This is a genomic window from Bacteroides sp. D22 (assembly GCF_000163675.1).
In the GTDB taxonomy this organism is placed as follows: Bacteria; Bacteroidota; Bacteroidia; order Bacteroidales; family Bacteroidaceae; genus Bacteroides; species Bacteroides xylanisolvens.
In genome coordinates, this window is sequence record NZ_GG774797.1 from 1 (window position 1) to 21,271 (window position 21,271).

At 42.4% G+C, this 21,271-nt stretch carries 18 protein-coding genes and 1 rRNA gene; 17 read left to right on the forward strand and 2 right to left on the reverse strand.

What is annotated here, in order from left to right; genetic code table 11:
• Window positions 1–173 precede the first annotated feature (173 nt).
• The 6 genes from rrf (at window position 174) to der (ending at window position 4,691) form a co-directional block, all read left to right on the forward strand.
• A 5S ribosomal RNA gene (rrf, locus tag HMPREF0106_RS21385) occupies window positions 174–284 on the forward strand.
• 205 nt (window positions 285–489) lie between these two features.
• Window positions 490–1,068: a YceD family protein gene (locus tag HMPREF0106_RS21380; RefSeq protein WP_004313594.1), complete on the forward strand. Its 579-nt coding sequence runs from the start codon at window positions 490–492 to the stop codon at window positions 1,066–1,068.
• Between the two features lie 12 nt (window positions 1,069–1,080).
• On the forward strand, window positions 1,081–1,266 hold the full coding sequence (gene rpmF, locus HMPREF0106_RS21375) for a 50S ribosomal protein L32 (protein WP_004296852.1): 186 nt from the start codon (window positions 1,081–1,083) through the stop codon (window positions 1,264–1,266).
• An 87-nt stretch (window positions 1,267–1,353) separates the two neighbouring features.
• Window positions 1,354–2,361 carry a beta-ketoacyl-ACP synthase III gene (locus HMPREF0106_RS21370; RefSeq protein ID WP_004308623.1) on the forward strand — a complete coding sequence of 336 codons (1,008 nt, stop codon included), beginning with the start codon at window positions 1,354–1,356 and terminating at the stop codon, window positions 2,359–2,361.
• 86 nt (window positions 2,362–2,447) lie between these two features.
• Window positions 2,448–3,329 (forward strand): GTPase Era, encoded by an 882-nt coding sequence (gene era, locus HMPREF0106_RS21365; protein ID WP_009038955.1) that lies wholly within the window; start codon window positions 2,448–2,450, stop codon window positions 3,327–3,329.
• Window positions 3,330–3,377: 48 nt separating this feature from the next.
• Entirely contained in the window at window positions 3,378–4,691 is a 1,314-nt protein-coding gene (gene der, locus HMPREF0106_RS21360) for a ribosome biogenesis GTPase Der (protein WP_004308625.1), read from the forward strand.
• A gap of 138 nt (window positions 4,692–4,829) precedes the next feature.
• Here the strand turns inward: der and lptB are convergent, their stop codons facing one another.
• On the reverse strand, window positions 4,830–5,591 hold the full coding sequence (lptB, locus tag HMPREF0106_RS21355; protein ID WP_004308626.1) for an LPS export ABC transporter ATP-binding protein: 762 nt from the start codon (window positions 5,589–5,591) through the stop codon (window positions 4,830–4,832).
• Between the two features lie 75 nt (window positions 5,592–5,666).
• Here lptB and HMPREF0106_RS21350 point away from each other — a divergent pair, with 75 nt between their 5' ends.
• On the forward strand, window positions 5,667–6,410 hold the full coding sequence (locus tag HMPREF0106_RS21350) for an MlaE family ABC transporter permease (RefSeq protein WP_004308627.1): 744 nt from the start codon (window positions 5,667–5,669) through the stop codon (window positions 6,408–6,410).
• Complete coding sequence (locus tag HMPREF0106_RS21345) at window positions 6,407–7,177, forward strand: ABC transporter ATP-binding protein (RefSeq protein ID WP_004308628.1); 771 nt, start codon at window positions 6,407–6,409, stop codon at window positions 7,175–7,177. The genes HMPREF0106_RS21350 and HMPREF0106_RS21345 overlap by 4 nt, the downstream gene beginning before the upstream one ends.
• A 65-nt stretch (window positions 7,178–7,242) precedes the next feature.
• Here the strand turns inward: HMPREF0106_RS21345 and HMPREF0106_RS21340 are convergent, their stop codons facing one another.
• On the reverse strand, window positions 7,243–7,488 hold the full coding sequence (locus HMPREF0106_RS21340; RefSeq protein ID WP_004297160.1) for an RNA recognition motif domain-containing protein: 246 nt from the start codon (window positions 7,486–7,488) through the stop codon (window positions 7,243–7,245).
• A gap of 674 nt (window positions 7,489–8,162) precedes the next feature.
• On the opposite strand from HMPREF0106_RS21340, the gene tig reads away from it, so the two are divergent.
• From tig to HMPREF0106_RS21295, 9 genes are all read left to right on the forward strand, one after another.
• Window positions 8,163–9,518, forward strand: a complete 1,356-nt coding sequence (gene tig, locus HMPREF0106_RS21335) for a trigger factor (RefSeq protein WP_009038956.1) — start codon at window positions 8,163–8,165, stop codon at window positions 9,516–9,518.
• A 143-nt stretch (window positions 9,519–9,661) separates the two neighbouring features.
• Window positions 9,662–10,324: an ATP-dependent Clp endopeptidase proteolytic subunit ClpP gene (gene clpP, locus HMPREF0106_RS21330; RefSeq protein ID WP_004297164.1), complete on the forward strand. Its 663-nt coding sequence runs from the start codon at window positions 9,662–9,664 to the stop codon at window positions 10,322–10,324.
• 2 nt (window positions 10,325–10,326) lie between these two features.
• Window positions 10,327–11,571, forward strand: coding sequence for an ATP-dependent Clp protease ATP-binding subunit ClpX (gene clpX / locus HMPREF0106_RS21325; RefSeq protein ID WP_008641838.1), 1,245 nt, complete (start codon window positions 10,327–10,329; stop codon window positions 11,569–11,571).
• Window positions 11,572–11,738: 167 nt separating this feature from the next.
• Window positions 11,739–13,919, forward strand: coding sequence for a DNA helicase RecQ (recQ, locus tag HMPREF0106_RS21320; protein ID WP_009038957.1), 2,181 nt, complete (start codon window positions 11,739–11,741; stop codon window positions 13,917–13,919).
• Between the two features lie 86 nt (window positions 13,920–14,005).
• Complete coding sequence (gene guaB / locus HMPREF0106_RS21315) at window positions 14,006–15,484, forward strand: IMP dehydrogenase (RefSeq protein ID WP_009038958.1); 1,479 nt, start codon at window positions 14,006–14,008, stop codon at window positions 15,482–15,484.
• 142 nt (window positions 15,485–15,626) lie between these two features.
• Window positions 15,627–17,171, forward strand: a complete 1,545-nt coding sequence (locus HMPREF0106_RS21310) for a peptidylprolyl isomerase (protein WP_083787882.1) — start codon at window positions 15,627–15,629, stop codon at window positions 17,169–17,171.
• A 54-nt stretch (window positions 17,172–17,225) separates the two neighbouring features.
• Window positions 17,226–18,071, forward strand: coding sequence for a hypothetical protein (locus tag HMPREF0106_RS21305; protein ID WP_009038960.1), 846 nt, complete (start codon window positions 17,226–17,228; stop codon window positions 18,069–18,071).
• 9 nt (window positions 18,072–18,080) lie between these two features.
• Window positions 18,081–19,463 carry a peptidylprolyl isomerase gene (locus HMPREF0106_RS21300; protein ID WP_008641845.1) on the forward strand — a complete coding sequence of 461 codons (1,383 nt, stop codon included), beginning with the start codon at window positions 18,081–18,083 and terminating at the stop codon, window positions 19,461–19,463.
• A 22-nt stretch (window positions 19,464–19,485) separates the two neighbouring features.
• Window positions 19,486–21,270, forward strand: coding sequence for an OstA-like protein (locus HMPREF0106_RS21295; protein WP_009038961.1), 1,785 nt, complete (start codon window positions 19,486–19,488; stop codon window positions 21,268–21,270).
• Window position 21,271: the final 1 nt, after the last annotated feature.

The window sequence follows — 21,271 nt, forward strand, 5'->3', positions numbered from 1 at the left end:
AAGGTGGTAACATCAAAGCCGAGCATTACTAATTGCCCGTTCACTTTCTTTCAAATATGTACCGGTTGGGTATATACGTTTAGCGGATTACTGATACGGAAACTGGAAACAGGGAACAGAAACATACTAGTAATGAACTTGAGATTTTACTTTTCATCATGTCATAACCTTATTCAGGTGGTTATAGCACGAGGGTTCCACCTCTTCCCATTCCGAACAGAGAAGTTAAGCCTCGTCACGCCGATGGTACTGCGTAACAGTGGGAGAGTAGGTAGCCGCCGTTTTAAAGAAGCCTCGCTTGTCTATTGACGGGCGAGGCTTTCTGTTTTTTATTACTTTGGTATTTATACCGCCCTTTTTAGCAGATACAAACCTCATAATACCTATTAAAAAAGTGAATATTTACTGATAATTTGTATGTTATGAGGATATTTATTTGTATCTTTGTCGCCCGAATTGTAAGCTAACGATTTAAAAAAGAGAGAAGCTTTGGGAAAATTTGATAAATACAAAATTGACTTGAAAGGTATGCAAGCAGACTCTGCTAAGTATGAGTTTGTATTGGATAACCTTTACTTCGCTCACATTGATGGTCCTGAAGTTCAGAAAGGAAAGGTCAATGTTACATTGACTGTGAAAAGAACCTCTCGTGCTTTCGAGCTGAGTTTCCAAACTGACGGAATGGTATGGGTACCATGCGACCGTTGTCTGGATGATATGGAGCTACCTATCAGTTCTTCTGATAAACTGATGGTAAAGTTTGGTCATGAATATGCAGAAGAAGGTGACAACCTGATTGTGATTCCCGAGGAAGAAGGGGAAATCAACGTTGCATGGTTCATGTATGAATTTGTTGCGCTGTCTATTCCGATGAAGCATGTACATGCTCCCGGTAAGTGTAATAAAGCGGTAACTAGTAAATTGAACAAGCATTTGAAAACAAATGCGAATGAGGATAGCGATGATACTTTCGACACAGGTGGAGATGACATCGTAATTGAGGAAGAAGTGGAGGAACAAATTGATCCTCGCTGGAATGAATTAAAAAAAATATTAGATAATAATTAAAGTTTTAAGAAAATGGCACATCCTAAGAGAAGACAATCAAGTACGAGACAAGCGAAGAGAAGAACTCATGATAAGGCAGTAGCTCCTACATTGGCTATTTGTCCGAATTGCGGCGAATGGCACGTTTACCACACTGTATGTGGTGCTTGTGGCTATTACAGAGGTAAGCTCGCTATTGAGAAAGAAGCAGCTGTATAATTAGTACAGTTATACTGAAAACAGCCTGAGGGTAAAGCTCTCCGGCTGCTTTAAGTATTATAGTATTGCTAATTTAAAATAGGTTTGATGGAAAAAATAAATGCAGTAATCACAGGAGTCGGCGGGTACGTTCCCGATTATATCTTAACTAACGACGAGATATCGAAAATGGTGGATACCAACGACGAATGGATTATGACTCGTATCGGAGTAAAGGAGAGACATATTCTGAATGAGGAAGGATTAGGTAGTTCATACATGGCACGCAAAGCTGCCAAACAGTTGATGAAGAAAACTGGTGCTAATCCTGATGACATTGATTTGGTTGTTGTCGCTACCACTACTCCTGACTATCACTTCCCTTCTACAGCTTCTATTCTTTGTGATAAACTCGGACTGAAGAATGCATTTGCTTTCGATTTGCAAGCTGCTTGTAGCGGTTTCCTGTATTTAATGGAGACAGCTGCTAATTTCATCCGTTCGGGAAGATATAAGAAAATTATCATTGTCGGTGCCGATAAGATGTCGTCAATGGTTAACTATACAGATCGTGCTACATGCCCTATCTTTGGTGACGGTGCTGCTGCCTTTATGGTGGAACCGACTACGGAAGATTACGGAATCATGGATTCGATACTGAGAACTGATGGCAAAGGATTGCCTTTCCTCCACATGAAAGCTGGTGGTTCGGTTTGTCCTCCGTCTTATTTCACAGTAGACAATAAAATGCACTATTTGCACCAGGAAGGAAGAACAGTGTTTAAATATGCTGTATCCAACATGTCGGATGTATCTGCTGCTATTGCAGAAAAGAATGGTCTGACGAAAGATAATATCAACTGGATTGTTCCGCATCAGGCGAATGTCCGCATTATCGAAGCCGTGGCTCACCGTATGGAGGTGCCAATGGATAAAGTGTTGGTAAATATTGAGCATTACGGTAACACCAGTGCTGCTACTCTTCCTTTGTGTATCTGGGATTATGAAGATAAACTCAAGAAAGGTGATAATATCATTTTCACTGCATTCGGTGCCGGATTTACATGGGGCGCAGTTTACGTGAAATGGGGTTATGACGGAAAAAAGGAATCGTAACGTAAGTTACTGAACTATAACACTCAAAAACGCATCCTATTTCGATTCGATGCGTTTTTTTGTCTCAACCAATAAAATGAAGAGAAATGCATAAAGCAGGTTTTGTAAACATTGTAGGAAATCCGAATGTCGGAAAATCGACATTGATGAATGTCTTGGTGGGTGAACGTATTTCGATCGCTACTTTCAAGGCGCAGACAACTCGTCACCGGATTATGGGAATCTATAATACGGATGAAATGCAGATTGTTTTTTCTGATACTCCGGGAGTATTGAAGCCCAATTATAAACTACAGGAGTCGATGCTGAATTTTTCTACTTCGGCATTGACGGATGCGGATATCTTGCTTTATGTGACTGACGTGGTGGAGACGCCGGATAAGAATAATGAGTTTATGGAGAAGGTACGCCAGATGACGGTGCCTGTGCTCTTGCTCATCAATAAGATAGATCTTACAGATCAGGAAAAACTGGTAAAGCTGGTGGAAGATTGGAAAGAACTGCTTCCCCAAGCCGAAATTATTCCGATTTCTGCTACATCGAAGTTTAATGTGGACTATGTGATGAAGCGAATCAAAGAACTGTTGCCCAATTCTCCTCCTTATTTTGGAAAGGATCAGTGGACGGACAAGCCTGCCCGTTTCTTCGTGAATGAGATTATCCGGGAAAAGATTCTGCTCTACTACGACAAGGAGATTCCTTATTCGGTGGAAGTGGTCGTAGAGGAGTTTAAGGAAGAGCCGAAGAAGATTCATATTCGTGCGGTGATTAACGTGGAACGTGATTCGCAGAAAGGAATTATTATCGGTAAACAGGGCAAGGCGTTGAAGAAGGTAGCTACCGAGGCTCGCCGCGAACTGGAACGTTTCTTTGGAAAGACTATTTTCCTCGAAACGTATGTGAAAGTGGATAAGGATTGGCGTAGTTCGGATAAGGAGCTGCGTAATTTTGGTTATCAGTTAGATTAAGAGTATTCATGCGACTGTGATAGTCGTGAAAAAACAAGGTATTGAACTATGGGTAATTTAGTTGCAATTGTAGGACGCCCGAATGTGGGCAAGTCTACCTTATTTAACCGTCTGACGAAGACTCGTCAGGCTATTGTGAATGAAGAAGCGGGTACAACCCGCGACAGACAATATGGAAAGTCCGAGTGGCTGGGCCGTGAGTTCTCCGTGGTGGATACCGGCGGATGGGTGGTTAATTCGGATGATGTTTTTGAAGAGGAAATCCGCAAGCAGGTATTATTGGCAGTGGATGAAGCGGACGTTATTTTGTTCGTTGTAGATGTGATGAATGGAGTGACCGACCTGGATATGCAGGTAGCGGCTATTCTGCGTCGTGCTAATAGTCCGGTGATTATGGTTGCCAATAAAACGGACAATCATGATTTACAGTATAACGCTCCCGAGTTTTATAAACTGGGATTGGGCGATCCGTATTGTGTTTCTGCCATGACAGGAAGTGGTACGGGTGATTTGATGGATTTGATTGTCAGCAATTTCAAGAAGGAGTCTTCTGAAATCCTAGATGATGATATTCCTCGTTTTGCTGTGGTAGGACGCCCGAATGCAGGAAAATCTTCCATTGTAAACGCGTTTATTGGGGAAGAACGTAATATCGTGACAGAGATTGCAGGAACTACCCGTGACTCGATCTACACTCGTTACAATAAATTCGGATTTGATTTTTACCTGGTAGATACGGCAGGTATCCGTAAGAAAAACAAGGTAAATGAAGACTTGGAATATTATTCGGTGATTCGTTCGATTCGTGCCATCGAAGGTTCGGATGTTTGTATTCTGATGTTGGATGCAACGAGGGGTGTTGAGAGCCAGGACTTGAATATCTTTTCTCTGATTCAGAAGAACCAGAAAGGATTGGTAGTCGTGATTAATAAATGGGACTTGGTGGAAGATAAATCAGTGAAAGTGCAGAAGACATTTGAGGAAGCTGTCCGTTCACGTTTTGCTCCGTTTGTCGATTTCCCGATCATCTTTGCTTCTGCATTGACCAAACAACGTATTCTGAAAGTGCTGGAAGAAGCACGTAATGTATATGAGAACCGGACGACAAAGATTCCGACAGCTCGTTTGAATGAAGAAATGCTTCCGCTGATCGAGGCTTATCCGCCTCCCTCAAATAAAGGTAAGTATATCAAGATTAAATATATCACACAGTTGCCGAATACGCAAGTGCCTTCATTTGTCTATTTTGCCAACTTGCCGCAGTATGTGAAGGATCCGTACAAACGTTTCCTCGAAAATAAGATGCGTGAGAAATGGAATCTGACAGGTACTCCGGTTAATATTTATATTCGACAGAAGTAAAGTTCACCACAGATTAACACAGATTTCCACAGATTAAAAATAAAAAACGGGCTAATCAAATTACAAGTTTTGTATCATTTGATTAGCCCGTATTCTTTATGAAATATCTGCGGAAATCTGTGTTAATCTGTGGTGAATCTATTTCTCCAACTGGAAATCTTTTCTGCGTAAAACGAAGCTGTTACTCAAGTATTTTTCACGCACAATCTGATTCTCCGATAATTCTTCCGGTGTTCCCTGGAAAAGAATCTTTCCTTCGAACAGCAGATAGGCGCGGTCGGTGATACTAAGTGTCTCCTGTACGTTGTGGTCGGTAATCAGGATTCCGATATTCTTGTCTTTCAGCTTCCAAACAATTTGCTGGATATCTTCTACGGCAATCGGGTCTACACCGGCAAAAGGTTCGTCAAGCATGATGAATTTGGGGTCGATGGCAAGACAACGGGCAATCTCCGTACGGCGGCGTTCACCTCCGGACAACTGGTTACCTTTGTTTTTGCGTACCTTTTGCAGACGGAATTCTGCTATCAGGCTTTCGAGTTTCTCCTTTTGATATTCTTTGGGCTTGTTAGTCATTTCCAGTACGGCGGCGATATTATCTTCCACACTCATCTGGCGGAAAACGGAAGCTTCCTGTGCAAGGTAGCCGATTCCCGTTTGCGCTCGTTTGTAAACCGGATATTTGGTAATCTCCAGGTCGTCGAGGAAAATGCGTCCTTCATTCGGAGTAATCAGCCCTACAGTCATATAGAATGAAGTCGTCTTGCCGGCACCGTTCGGTCCCAGCAAACCTACAATCTCACCTTGCTTCACATTGATGGAAACGTGGCTCACAACGGTTCGTTTACCGTACTTCTTAACCAGGTCTTCCGTGCGGAGCACCATCTTGCTTTCTTCCATATTCTAGTTATTTTGCGGCAAATGTAGTAAAAATAAGCTGAAATAATGTACATTTGCAGACAAATAGTGTGAGTTATGATAAAAGCATTGAGAACCGTCGGGAGATATTTCATGCTGATGGGACGGACTTTTTCCCGTCCTGAACGTATGCGTATGTTCTTCCGGCAATACCTTAACGAGTTGGAGCAACTAGGTGTGAACTCCATCGGTATCGTGCTGTTGATTTCGTTTTTCATCGGCGCGGTTATTACCATCCAAATCAAGTTGAATATCGAAAGTCCGTGGATGCCTCGCTGGACAGTGGGGTATGTGACACGTGAAATTATGTTGCTGGAATTTTCTTCCTCTATCATGTGTTTGATTCTTGCGGGAAAAGTAGGGTCGAATATCGCTTCGGAATTAGGAACAATGCGGGTGACGCAGCAGATTGACGCGCTCGAAATTATGGGTATCAATTCGGCAAACTACCTGATTCTGCCTAAGATTACGGCGATGGTAACTGTGATTCCTATTTTAGTGACGTTCAGTATCTTTGCCGGAATTATCGGTGCCTTTTGCACCTGTTGGTTTGCTGGGGTGATGAATGCGGTCGATCTGGAATATGGATTGCAATATATGTTTGTGGAGTGGTTTATTTGGGCCGGTATCATCAAATCCCTCTTTTTTGCGTTTATTATTGCAAGTGTGTCTGCTTTCTTCGGATATACGGTAGATGGTGGATCGATTGCTGTGGGAAAGGCTTCTACGGATGCCGTAGTATCCAGCAGTGTATTGATTCTGTTTGCGGACTTGATATTAACTAAACTTTTGATGGGATGATTGAGATTAAAGGACTTTATAAATCATTTGATGACAAAACGGTATTGAGCGATATCAATGCTAGTTTTGAAAATGGAAAGACGAATTTGATTATCGGTCAGAGTGGCTCCGGTAAGACGGTATTGATGAAGTGTATTGTAGGATTGCTTACTCCGGAGAAGGGGGAAGTCTTATATGACGGACGTAACCTTGTCTTGATGGGGAAGAAGGAGAAAAAGATGCTTCGCAAGGAGATGGGGATGATTTTCCAGAGTGCGGCTCTGTTTGACTCGATGACGGTGTTGGACAATGTGATGTTTCCGTTGAATATGTTTAGCAATGATACTTTGCGTGAGCGTACCAAACGGGCGATGTTCTGCTTGGATCGTGTGAATCTGGGGGAGGCGAAAGATAAGTTTCCGGGAGAAATCAGTGGGGGGATGCAGAAGCGTGTGGCTATTGCACGTGCGATTGCCCTGAATCCGCAATATTTGTTTTGCGATGAACCGAACTCGGGACTCGATCCGAAAACGTCATTGGTGATTGATGATCTGATCCATGATATTACGCAGGAATATAACATGACGACCATTATCAATACGCATGATATGAATTCTGTATTGGGAATTGGCGAGAAAGTGATTTATATTTATGAAGGACATAAAGAGTGGGAAGGGACAAAAGATGATATCTTTACCTCTACCAACGAACGACTGAATAACTTTATCTTTGCTTCAGACTTGCTCCGTAAGGTGAAGGACGTGGAAGTGCAAGGAATGGAAGGGTAATAAAAAAACTTCTGTCATCGGGTGACAGAAGTTTCTTTTTTTCTTAGCTATATTAGCGTCGGCAATTAAGCTCTAGGTCTAGCTTCTTTAACTACCATTGTACGGCCCATGTATTCAGCTCCGTTCAATTCAGCAATAGCTTTTGCAGCTGCAGCGTCGTCTTCCATTTCGATGAAAGCGAATCCTTTGGATTTACCGGTTTCACGGTCCATAACAACTTTAACTGATGATACTGCTCCGTAATCTTCCATCACTTGTTGCAGATCTCCTTCCTTAACACGGTAGTTAAGGTTTCCAACATAAATGTTCATAATGAAAATGATAAAAAATAAATAAATGAATAAAACTCTCTGGATAGATGGTTACTAATAAAAAGATTAAAACGACAGAGAGTTTACAAATGCGTTTCGTAACGGAAGTAAAAACCTTGTAATCAAATCGAGAAACTAATGGTCCATCAATCCGCAGCAAAGAAAAGAATAATTTTTGGATTAACCATCTTTTTGGAAGGTTAATTTGCGGATTATCAGAAAAAAAGTTCTTTCCTTTTCTCTTGAAAGAAAAGAAAGAACCAAAGAAAAGTTGGAGAAAGCCCTCACGCTCGGTATCCTCAAGCGAGCTTGTGGCTACACTCACTAAATCGGGCTTTTCAAGGCTGACTTTTTTCTCCTACTCGCTTCCTTCACTACGCTAAAGGGCAGAAACTCGCTTCGCTCAAACAGTCTGCCCTTCTTAACGCTTTGTTACGGGCGCTCGCTTGACGGAGAAAAAAGTAGGCCGGGGGACCTGCGGCGTGGTCGTTGCTGATGGTTTATTGTTGTTTATATATGAGGAATTGATGAAATAATTAATAAAAGATGTGTGAAAGATGGGTGGCGTTGCAGAAATAAATCTGCAATGTCTTTTGAAATTTGAAAGATTAGCACTAATTTTGCACCCTCTTTGAGTATAGAACAAAGTATAAATCAAATAAATAATTGTCAGAATGAACGTTTCATTACAAAACATTGACAAAGTAAGCGCAGAGCTTACTGTAAAGCTTGAGAAAGCAGATTATCAGGAGAAAGTAGACAAAGAGTTGAAATCACTCCGTCAGAAGGCACAGATTCCGGGATTCCGTAAAGGTATGGTGCCGACAAGTCTTATTAAAAAGATGTATGGTAAATCGGTGATTGCAGAGGTTGTGAATAAGGCATTGCAAGAAGCTGTTTACAATTATATTAAAGATAATAAGGTGAATATGTTGGGCGAGCCGTTGCCTAATGAAGAAAAGCAGCAGAATATTGATTTCGATACAATGGAAGAGTTCGATTTCGTGTTCGATATCGCTTTGGCACCTGAATTTAAAGCAGAAGTAAGCGCTAAAGACAAAGTAGATTATTATTCTATCGAAGTTTCTGAAGAAATGATCGACAACCAGGTGAAGATGTACACTCAACGCACTGGTAAGTATGATAAGGTAGACGCTTACGAAGATAATGATATGTTGAAAGGTCTGCTGGCACAGTTGGACGAAGAAGGCAATACAAAAGAAGGTGGTATTCAGGTAGAAGCTGCTGTGTTGATGCCTGCTTATATGAAGAATGACGATCAGAAAGCTATTTTTGCTAACGCAAAAGTAAATGATGTATTGGTGTTCAATCCGAATGTTGCTTATGACGGACATGCTGCTGAACTGGGTTCTTTGTTGAAGATCGACAAGGAAATCGCGAAAGACGTTAAGTCTGACTTCAGCTTCCAGGTAGAAGAAATCACTCGTTTTGTTCCGGGTGAATTGACACAGGAAGTGTTCGACCAGGCATTTGGCGAAGGTGTTGTGAAGACTGAAGAGGAATTCCGCGCTAAGATTAAAGAAGAAATTGCAGCAAGATTTGTTGCTGACAGCGATTATAAGTTCCTGATCGATATTCGCAAAGTGATGATGGAAAAAGTAGGTAAGTTGGAATTCTCTGACGCTCTGCTGAAACGTATCATGTTGCTGAATAACGAAGAAAAGGGCGAAGAATATGTTGCTGAAAACTATGATAAGAGCATCGAGGAACTGACTTGGCACCTGATTAAGGAACAGTTGGTTGAAGCAAACGAAATCAAAGTAGAACAGGAAGATGTTCTGAAGATGGCTAGAGAAACAACGAAGGCACAGTTTGCTCAATACGGTATGTTGTCTATCCCTGATGATGTGCTTGATAACTATGCACAGGAGATGTTGAAGAAGAAAGAAACTATCAATAATTTGGTAAGTCGTGTGGTAGAAGTGAAGCTGGCTGCTGCTCTGAAAGCGCAGGTTACTTTGGAAAACAAGAACGTTTCAATCGAAGAATTCAATAAGATGTTTGAATAATCATTCGGTTGAATAGAATATAAAGTCACAGAAACACAGAGTTTTTATAAAATTATAACTCTGTGTTTTTTTGTGTCTCTGTATTCTTTTTCGTTTCTTTGTACTTACGTTTATTTTTAATTTATAAGAAAGGAACAATTAACATGGATGATTTTAGAAAATACGCAACCAAGCATTTAGGAATGAATGGCATGGTATTGGATGATGTGATTAAATCGCAGGCCGGGTATTTGAATCCCTATATTCTGGAAGAAAGACAGTTGAACGTTACTCAACTCGACGTTTTCTCCCGTTTGATGATGGACCGCATCATTTTCCTCGGTACACAAGTAGATGACTATACAGCGAATACGCTTCAGGCACAGTTGCTGTATCTGGATTCTGTTGATCCGGGTAAGGATATCTCTATCTATATCAACTCTCCGGGCGGAAGTGTATACGCCGGACTGGGCATTTATGATACGATGCAGTTTATTTCAAGTGATGTTGCTACCATCTGTACAGGTATGGCAGCTTCAATGGCGGCTGTACTGCTTGTTGCCGGTGCTGAAGGCAAACGTTCTGCGTTGCCTCATTCACGTGTGATGATTCACCAGCCGATGGGTGGTGCGCAAGGACAAGCGTCGGACATTGAAATCACAGCTCGTGAGATTCAGAAATTGAAGAAAGAACTTTATACGATCATCGCCGATCATTCGCATACTGATTTCGATAAGGTATGGGCGGACTCTGACCGCGATTACTGGATGACAGCTCAGGAAGCGAAAGAGTACGGTATGATTGATGAGGTATTGATTAAGAAATAAAAATGGCTGATTCAAAGACAAAGAAAAGGTGTAGCTTCTGTGGACGGTCGGAGAATGAAGTCGGATTCCTGATTACGGGAATGAACGGCTATATCTGCGACAGTTGTGCTACCCAGGCTTACGAGATCACTCAGGAAGCATTGGGCGAAGGCAAGAAAAGCGCGGGAGCTACCAAACTCAATTTAAAAGAACTGCCCAAACCGGTAGAAATCAAGAAATTCCTCGACCAGTATGTGATCGGACAGGATGACGCAAAACGCTTCCTTTCCGTATCGGTCTATAACCATTATAAACGTCTGTTGCAAAAAGACAGCGGGGATGATGTGGAGATTGAAAAGTCGAACATTATTATGGTAGGTAGTACCGGAACCGGAAAAACGTTGCTTGCACGTACGATTGCCAAGTTGCTGCACGTGCCGTTTACTATTGTAGACGCTACGGTGCTGACAGAGGCCGGTTATGTAGGCGAAGATATCGAAAGTATTTTAACCCGTTTGCTTCAGGTGGCAGATTATAATGTACCTGAAGCTGAACAGGGTATTGTGTTTATCGACGAGATCGACAAGATTGCCCGCAAAGGAGATAACCCTTCCATCACTCGTGATGTGAGCGGTGAAGGTGTACAGCAGGGATTGCTGAAATTACTCGAAGGCTCTGTTGTGAACGTACCTCCCCAGGGTGGTCGTAAACATCCGGACCAGAAGATGATTCCGGTAAATACCAAAAATATTCTCTTTATCTGTGGCGGCGCTTTCGATGGTATCGAAAAGAAGATCGCCCAACGGTTGAATACACATGTCGTAGGATATACGGCGTCGCAGAAAACAGCGACGGTGGATAAGAATAACATGATGCAGTATATCGCTCCGCAGGATTTGAAGTCATTCGGACTGATTCCCGAAATTATCGGACGTCTTCCGGTACTGACTTATTTGAATCCGCTGGATCGGAATGCGCTTCGTGCTATCCTCACCGAACCGAAAAACTCTATCATCAAGCAGTACATCAAACTGTTTGAAATGGATGGTATCAAGCTCACATTTGAAGATGCTGTCTTCGAATATATCGTCGATAAGGCGGTGGAATATAAGCTGGGTGCCCGTGGATTGCGCTCTATTGTGGAAACAATCATGATGGATGTCATGTTTGAAATCCCTTCAGAGGACAAAAAAGAGTATAAGGTGACGCTGGATTATGCAAAGATGCAACTGGAAAAAGCGAATATGGCACGACTGCAAACTGCTTAAAATCAAAGAGTAAGGCTGCAAAAGATGATCGTAACTGTATTTTCTTGAAAATATTAGTCGCATTTTGCTTGGTAATTACGAAGTTGTTTATAACTTTGTTTGGCTCTCTTGAAGGAGGAAGCCTACTAAAGTTAAACCATGAACTGAATAAAACAACCTAAGTTAAGATGGCAAGGAAGATTAATTTAACAGATGAACTGAAGAAGTGTTTCGGATTTAATAAGTTCAAGGGAAACCAGGAAGCGATCATTAACAACTTGCTCGATGGTAAAGATACCTTTGTACTGATGCCTACCGGTGGCGGGAAATCTTTATGCTATCAGCTACCTTCGCTCTTGATGGAAGGTACGGCAATTGTAATTTCTCCGCTTATTGCGTTGATGAAGAATCAAGTGGATGCAATGCGCAATTTCAGTGAAGAAGATGGCGTCGCCCATTTTATCAATTCTTCATTAAACAAAGGCGCGATAGACCAAGTGAGGTCGGACATCCTTGCCGGAAAGACAAAATTGCTATATGTGGCGCCGGAATCGCTGACGAAAGAAGAAAATGTAGAATTTTTGCGTTCGGTGAAGATTTCATTCTATGCAGTAGACGAAGCTCACTGTATTTCTGAATGGGGACATGACTTCCGACCGGAATACCGGCGGATTCGCCCTATTATCAACGAAATAGGAAAGGCTCCGTTGATTGCATTGACCGCAACAGCGACACCAAAGGTGCAGCATGATATCCAGAAAAATCTGGGAATGGTAGATGCTCAAGTTTTCAAATCGTCGTTCAACCGTCCGAACCTTTATTATGAGGTACGCGCGAAGACCGCTAATATTGACAGGGATATTATCAAGTTTATCAAAAACAATCCGGAAAAATCGGGCATTATCTATTGCCTTAGCCGGAAAAAAGTAGAGGAACTTGCTGAAATCCTTCAGGCAAACGGTATCAATGCGCGTCCTTATCATGCCGGGATGGATTCGTTGGCGAGGACCAAGAATCAGGATGATTTCCTGATGGAAAAAGTGGACGTTATTGTAGCAACTATCGCTTTCGGTATGGGAATCGACAAGCCGGATGTAAGGTTTGTGATTCACTACGATATTCCAAAGAGTCTGGAAGGGTATTACCAGGAGACCGGACGTGCCGGTAGAGATGGCGGTGAAGGTCAGTGCATAACCTTTTATACAAACAAAGACTTGCAGAAACTGGAGAAGTTCATGCAAGGAAAACCTGTGGCAGAGCAGGAAATTGGCAAGCAGCTTCTGTTGGAAACCGCTGCTTATGCCGAATCTTCCGTATGCCGGCGCAAGACGTTGCTGCATTATTTCGGCGAAGAATATACGGAAGAGAATTGTGGAAATTGTGACAACTGTTTAAACCCTAAAAAACAAGTGGAGGCTCAAGAGTTATTGTGTGCCGTGATTGAAGCGATTATCGCGGTGAAAGAAAATTTTAAGGCAGATTATATTATAGACATACTACAAGGTAAAGAAACTTCCGAAGTACAGGCGCATTTGCATGAAGACCTCGAAGTCTTCGGCTCCGGTATGGGCGAAGAGGATAAAACATGGAACGCAGTGATTCGTCAAGCACTGATCGCAGGTTACTTGAGCAAGGATGTGGAACATTACGGACTCCTGAAAGTGACGGAGGAAGGACACAAGTTCTTGAAGAAGCCGAAGTCATTCAAGATTACCGAAGACAACGACTTTGAAGAGGCGGAAGAAGAAGTTCCGGCACGTGGCGGTGGTTCCTGTGCGGTAGACCCTGCTCTTTATTCTATGTTGAAGGACTTGCGGAAGAAACTCTCGAAGAAACTGGAAGTGCCGCCTTATGTGATCTTCCAGGATCCGTCTTTGGAAGCGATGGCTACCATTTATCCGGTGACATTGGATGAGTTGCAGAATATACCGGGCGTAGGAGCCGGAAAAGCAAAACGTTACGGTGAAGAGTTCTGTAAATTAATCAAACGCCACTGTGAAGAGAATGAAATAGAACGTCCTGAAGATTTGCGGGTACGTACGGTTGCTAATAAATCAAAGATGAAAGTAGCTATCATTCAGGCAATTGACCGTAAAGTGGCGTTAGATGATATCGCTCTTTCCAAAGGTATCGAATTTGGTGAACTTCTGGACGAGGTGGAAGCTATCGTCTATTCGGGAACTAAACTGAATATCGATTATTTCCTGGAAGAAATCATGGATGAAGATCACATGCTCGATATCTACGATTATTTCAAGGAATCTACCACTGATAAGATTGATGATGCGCTTGATGAATTAGGCGATGACTTCACTGAAGAGGAAGTTCGCTTGGTACGTATTAAGTTCATCTCTGAAATGGCCAATTAAAAAAGCGAAAAAAATAAGCGTGCAGGTATGCAGTTTTGAATAAAAACCGTATATTTGCACGCAATAATTTTTAAACGCATAGCCCTATGTCATTTATTGCTGATAAGATTGTAATGGATGGGTTAACTTACGACGACGTATTGTTGATCCCCGCTTATTCTGAAGTTTTACCGCGCACTGTCGATCTCTCGACTAAGTTTTCAAAAAACATTGAGTTAAAAATTCCTTTTGTGACGGCTGCCATGGATACGGTTACCGAAGCGAAAATGGCTATTGCCATTGCTCGTGAGGGTGGTATCGGCGTGATTCACAAAAATATGTCTATCGAAGAACAGGCAAGACAAGTTGCTATTGTAAAACGTGCCGAAAATGGTATGATTTATGATCCCGTAACTATTAAAAGAGGTTCTACTGTGCAGGATGCACTGGACATCATGGCGGAATACAAAATCGGTGGTATCCCTGTGGTAGATGATGAAGGTTATTTGGTGGGTATTGTTACCAACAGAGATTTGCGTTTCGAAAGAGACATGGCTAAACATATTGATCTTGTCATGACTCCGAAAGAAAGATTGGTAACTACAAACCAGTCTACTGATCTGGAATCTGCTGCACAGATTCTTCAGAAACATAAGATCGAGAAACTTCCGATTGTCGGAATGGACGGAAAGTTGATCGGCCTTGTCACTTATAAAGATATAACAAAAGCAAAAGATAAACCGATGGCTTGTAAAGATGCCAAAGGTCGTTTGCGTGTAGCTGCCGGTGTAGGTGTGACTGCCGATACGCTGGATCGTATGCAGGCATTGGTAGATGCCGGTGCGGATGCAATTGTAATTGATACGGCTCACGGACACTCTATGTTTGTGATTGAAAAACTGAAAGAAGCTAAGAAACGCTTCCCGAACATTGATATTGTAGTGGGTAATATTGCTACCGGAGAAGCTGCAAAAGCGTTGGTAGAAGCAGGAGCGGATGCAGTGAAAGTCGGTATCGGTCCGGGTTCTATCTGTACCACTCGTGTGGTTGCCGGTGTAGGTGTTCCACAGTTGTCTGCTGTCTATGATGTAGCAAAAGCCTTGAAGGGTACAGGTATTCCTTTGATTGCCGATGGTGGTTTGCGCTATTCGGGCGATGTAGTGAAAGCGTTGGCTGCCGGTGGATATTGTGTAATGATCGGATCGTTGGTTGCCGGAACAGAAGAGTCTCCGGGCGACACAATCATTTTCAATGGACGTAAATTCAAATCCTATCGTGGTATGGGATCGTTGGAAGCGATGGAGAACGGTTCGAAAGACCGTTACTTCCAGAGTGGAACTGCTGATGTGAAGAAGCTTGTTCCGGAAGGAATTGCTGCCCGTGTTCCTTATAAAGGTACACTTTTCGAAGTTATCTATCAGTTGTCAGGTGGTTTGCGTGCAGGTATGGGATACTGCGGTGCTGCCAATATTGATAAACTTCACGATGCTAAGTTTACCCGCATTACCAATGCAGGTGTAATGGAAAGCCATCCGCACGACGTGACGATTACTAGTGAATCGCCTAACTATAGCCGTCCGGAATAATAGATAGATACGGTGAACTATTAACGGTGAACGGTGAACAGGCTGTATTGTCAGCAAGGTGTTCACTGCTCACCGTTTGTTGTTTATCTGTTATTGCCTCTGTGATGTTTGTTGTTTATTGTTTGGAAAATAAAAAATGATGATGAAAAGAAGTCTGTTGTTGGGATGTATTTCTCTCTTTGTTGTCGCGGTCTTTGCGCAAGAAGATCCGGTATTGATGCGTGTTAACGGAAGAGAGGTACTCCGTTCGGAATTTGAAAATGCATACCGCCGTTATGCGGAACGCTCAAATGCCCAGCTTTCACCAAAAGAGTATGCGGCACTTTTCGTTCAATCAAAGTTGAAGGTGGAAGCGGCCAGGGCTGCCGGACTTGATACGACTACAGTTTTCCGTAAACAACACGAGAAGCGTCGGACAGAATTGGTAGAATCTTATCTGATTGACAAACAAGTGATGGATAGTTGTGCCCGTGTCTTGTATCAGAAGATGGGACTGAAAGCACGTAGCGGCCGGGTGCAAGTCATGCAAATTTTTAAACGTTTACCGCAGACGGTTACTTTCCGTCATTTGGAAGAAGAAAAAGTCCGGATGGATTCTATATACCGGGTGATACAGAATCAGCCGGATTTGAATTTTAACCGTTTGGTGGAAATCTATTCGGATGATAAGCAGAGTAGATGGATAGAAGGTCTGGAGACAACGAGTGAATTTGAGGATGTCGCTTTCTCTTTGGCGAAAGGTGCGGTATCACAGCCATTCTTCACTCCTGAAGGGATTCATATTTTGAAAGTGATTGACCGGGAGGAAGCATTTGCGTATGAAAATGTCAGTGGCAGGTTGATAGAGCGGTTACGGCGTAAGGAAATTTTAGACAAAGGCACGGCAGCGATGCTCGACCGATTAAAAAGGTCATGGCAGTATACCCCGAATCAGGCAGCAATGGAAGAGCTGTTGACGAAAGGCCGGACAGAACAAAATCTCTTTATGATTGATGGACAGGCATATACCGGAGCTATGTTCACGCGTTTTGCCTCTTCTCATCCTCAATCTGTCAAACGCCAGTTGGAAGGGTTTATTGCTAAATCATTATTGGATTATGAAAGCCGGAATATAGATAAAAAGCATCCGGAAATTCGTATTGCCTTGCGGGAATCTGACGAAAACTATTTGGTAAAAGAGATCACACGGCAGAAAATAGAGTTGCCTGCCATTAATGACCGGGCCGGATTGGCTACCTATTTCAAATTTCATTCGTCGGATTATCGGTGGGAGAGTCCCCGGTATAGAGGAGTCGTGCTTCATTGTGTTGATAAAAAGACGGCAAAGCAAGCTAAAAAAATGCTGAAAAAAGTGCCGGAAAAAGAGTGGGCGGACCAGCTTCGGCAAACTTTTAATACATCCGGGACGGAAAAGATACAGGTTGAACAAGGTATTTTTGCCGACGGAGACAATAAATATATAGATAAACTGGTTTTTAAGAAGGGTGGTTTCGAACCCGTAATGTCTTATCCTTTTACCATTGTTGTAGGCGAAAAAATGAAAGGACCGGATGATTATCGGGAAGTAATTGAACAGGTGCGAAAGGATTATCGAAGCTATCTTGACACGTGCTGGGCGCGAGAATTGAGGGAGTTTGGTAAGGTTGAAATAAACCAAGAGGTTTTAAAAACAGTTAATAATAACTGATGTAACCGATTATTCACTATCTTCGTACCTTAAATAAGTAGATTTTAGTTGCCAATGCGAATATTAGTCCTCTTACTGATTACCCTTCTTGGTTGTGGAGCGTGCAAGGAACAGCGCGACCACAAAGGAAAGACTCCTTTGGTAGAGGTGGACGGTAACTTTTTATATAAAGAAGATTTGATGTCCGTGCTTCCGGTCGGATTGTCAAAAGATGATAGTATTCTCTTCACCGAACATTATATTCGTAGTTGGGCGGAAGAGATTTTATTATATGAGAAAGCTGCGAACAATATTCCCGATAATGTGGATGTAGACAAACTGGTGGAGAATTATCGGAAAGCGTTGATTATGCATACTTATCAGCAGGAGTTGATAAACCAGAAGCTGTCGAATGATATTTCCGAACAAGAGATCGCAGAATATTACGGGAAAAACAAAGAACTGTTTAAACTGGAAACCCCGTTGATTAAGGGATTGTTTATCAAAGTGCCGTTGACGGCTCCCCAGCTGAATAATGTGCGCAGGTGGTATAAGTCGGAAAAACAGGATGCTGTTGAGAGCCTGGAAAAATATAGTTTGCAGAATGCAGTGAAATACGAATACTTTTATGACAAATGGGTGTCCGTGACTGATGTACTGGATATGATTCCACTGAAAGTAGAGGCACCGGAAGAGTACGTAGACAAACACCGTCAGGTAGAATTGAAAGATACGGCCTATTATTATTTCCTGAATGTGAGCGATTATCGCGGAATTGGTGAAGAGAAACCGTATGAATTTGCCCGTTCGGAAGTGAAAGACTTACTGGTTAATCAGAAACGGGTGAGCTTTATGGAACAGGTAAAGAACGACTTGTATCAGCAAGCAGTAAGTAAGAAGAAGATTATATATAATTATTAAATACAAAGAATGAAGAAGTTTGTGAACTTTAGATTTGTTGTTACCCTTGTCCTGGCAATATTTGCTAATGTGGCAACCTATGCACAAGATAATGTGGTTGATGAAGTAGTTTGGGTAGTAGGTGACGAAGCTATTTTGAAATCAGATGTAGAAGAGGCCCGTATGGATGCCTTGTATAATGGACGCAGATTTGACGGCGATCCTTATTGTGTAATTCCTGAAGAGATTGCTGTGCAGAAGTTGTTCCTGCATCAGGCAAAGTTGGACAGTATCGAGGTTTCCGAAGCGGAAATCATCCAGCGTGTGGATATGATGACCAACATGTACATCCAGCAGATCGGTTCCAGAGAGAAGATGGAGGAGTATTTCAATAAAACTTCCACCCAGATTCGTGAGACGCTGCGTGATAATGCACGTGACGGATTGACCGTTCAGAAGATGCAGCAGAAACTGGTAGGAGAAATCAAAGTGACTCCGGCAGAAGTACGCCGTTATTTTAAAGACCTTCCACAAGATAGTATTCCTTACATTCCGACACAGGTAGAAGTGCAGATCATTACTTTACAACCGAAAATTCCTATCTCGGAGATTGAGGATGTAAAAAAGACGTTGCGTGATTATACGGATCGTGTGACAAAAGGAGAAATTGACTTCTCTACATTGGCGCGTTTGTATTCGGAAGACAAGGCATCTGCCATTAAAGGTGGTGAATGTGGATTCATGGGACGTGGTATGATGGACCCTGCTTATGCGAATGTAGCGTTCAGTTTGCAAGATCCGAAGAAAGTTTCCAAGATTGTGGAGTCGGAATTTGGTTTCCACATTATCCAGTTGATTGAAAAACGTGGTGATCGTGTCAACACTCGCCATATCTTGTTGCGTCCGAAAGTATCGGAAAAAGAACTGACCGAGGCTTGTGCCCGTCTGGATTCTATTGCTGATGATATTCGTGCCAACAAATTTACATTTGATGATGCGGCTGCCGTTATCTCACAGGATAAAGATACTCGTAACAACCATGGTATTATGGTGAACATCAATGAAAATTCAGGTGTGACTACTTCTAAGTTCCAGATGCAGGATCTTCCTCAAGACGTTGCTAAGGTAGTGGATAAGATGAATGTAGGTGAAATTTCCAAAGCCTTTACAATGATTAATGAGAAAGATGGAAAAGAAGTATGTGCTATCGTGAAGTTGAAAGCAAAAATCAACGGCCATAAAGCAACCATTGCAGAAGACTATCAGGACCTGAAAGAAATTGTGATGGAGAAACGCCGTGAAGAGATGTTGCAGAAATGGATTCTGGACAAGCAGAAACATACTTATGTACGCATCAACGAAAACTGGCAGAAGTGTGACTTCAAGTATCCGGGTTGGGTCAAGAAGGACTGATGTAACCTTGCTTTGATTTTATATGCTGAAAACAAATAAGAAAAATAAACAACAAAACAGGCATAGATGGCTCCTTATAGGCTTTCTATGCCTGTTTGGTGTATGTCTTGTAGCACAAGTGAGGCCAACGGGACAGAAACCTGTGACAGGGGATTCAATCAAATCGGCTGCGGATACGTCTAAGTCGGCTCCAAAAGCCAAAACACCGGCCGGCAATAAGAAACAATCGGACAACAAGAAGCAACCGGATAACAAGAAACAACCGGAGAATAAAAAGACCAAAGTTTATCTGCTTCATGCTGATGAAGGTCAGGCGGATAAGTTGGCGCGTCCGGATGTGCAGGTGTTGATTGGTAACGTGAAATTGCGGCATGACAGTATGTATATGTACTGTGACAGTGCACTGATTTTTGAGAAAACCAACTCTGTGGAGGCCTTCAGTAATGTGCGTATGGAACAGGGAGACACTTTGTTCATCTACGGTGATTATCTTTATTATGACGGAATGACGCAAATAGCGCAGCTTCGTGAAAATGTGAAGATGATTAATCGGAACACCACCCTGTTGACAGATAGCTTGAATTACGACCGTCTCTACGACCTCGGATATTATTTCGAGGGAGGAACCTTGATGGATGAAGAGAATGTATTGACTTCCGATTGGGGAGAATACAGTCCTGCAACGAAACAGTCGGTATTCAACCATGATGTGAAGTTGGTAAACCCAAAGTTTGTGTTGACTTCCGATACGTTAAGGTATAATACGGAAAGCAAAATCGCAGTTATTCTCGGACCTTCCAATATCGTCAGTGATAATAATCATATCTATTCGGAACGGGGATTTTATAACACAATGACCGAACAAGCCGAATTGTTGGACCGTTCGGTACTGACCAATCAGGGAAAGAAACTGGTAGGCGACAGTCTGTTCTATGACCGTATCATCGGTTATGGCGAGGCGTTCGATAATGTGAAGATGACAGATTCCATTAATAAGAATATGCTGACGGGTGATTATTGTTTCTATAATGAATTGACAGACTCCGCGTTTGCGACGAAACGTGCTGTGGCAATCGACTACTCGCAAGGGCCTGACAGTCTTTTTATGCATGGCGATACATTGCAGTTGGTGTCTTACAACCTGAATACCGATTCCGTTTTCCGGTTGATGAAAGCTTATCACAAGGTACGTATGTATCGTACGGATGTTCAGGGAGTATGTGACTCACTGGTCTATAATTCGAAGGATTCCTGTATGACCATGTATACCGACCCTATTCTTTGGAATGAAGGGCAGCAACTACTTGGCGAGCAGATCAAGATTTATATGAATGACAGCACGATTGACTGGGCGCATATCATCAACCAGGCGTTGACGGTGGAAATGAAAGATTCTATTCATTATAACCAAGTGTCCGGCAAAGAGATGAAAGCCTATTTCATTAATGGAGATATGCGTCATATTGAAGTGATTGGTAATGTGTTGACCGCTTTCTATCCGGAAGAAAAAGACAGTACGATGACTGGATTTAATTGTCTGGAAGGTAGTGTGCTTCATCTTTATATGAAGGATAAGAAGATGGAAAAAGGACTGTTTATCGGTAAGTCCAACGGAACGATGTATCCGATGGACCAGATACCGCCTGATAAATTGCGTCTTCCCACTTTTGCCTGGTTCGACTATGTCCGTCCGCTGAATAAGGATGATATCTTTAACTGGCGGGGTAAGCGTGCGGGCGATACACTGAAACCGACCACCGACCGGCGACCCAAAACAGAAAAGCGAAACTTAATAAATATGAAGTAGT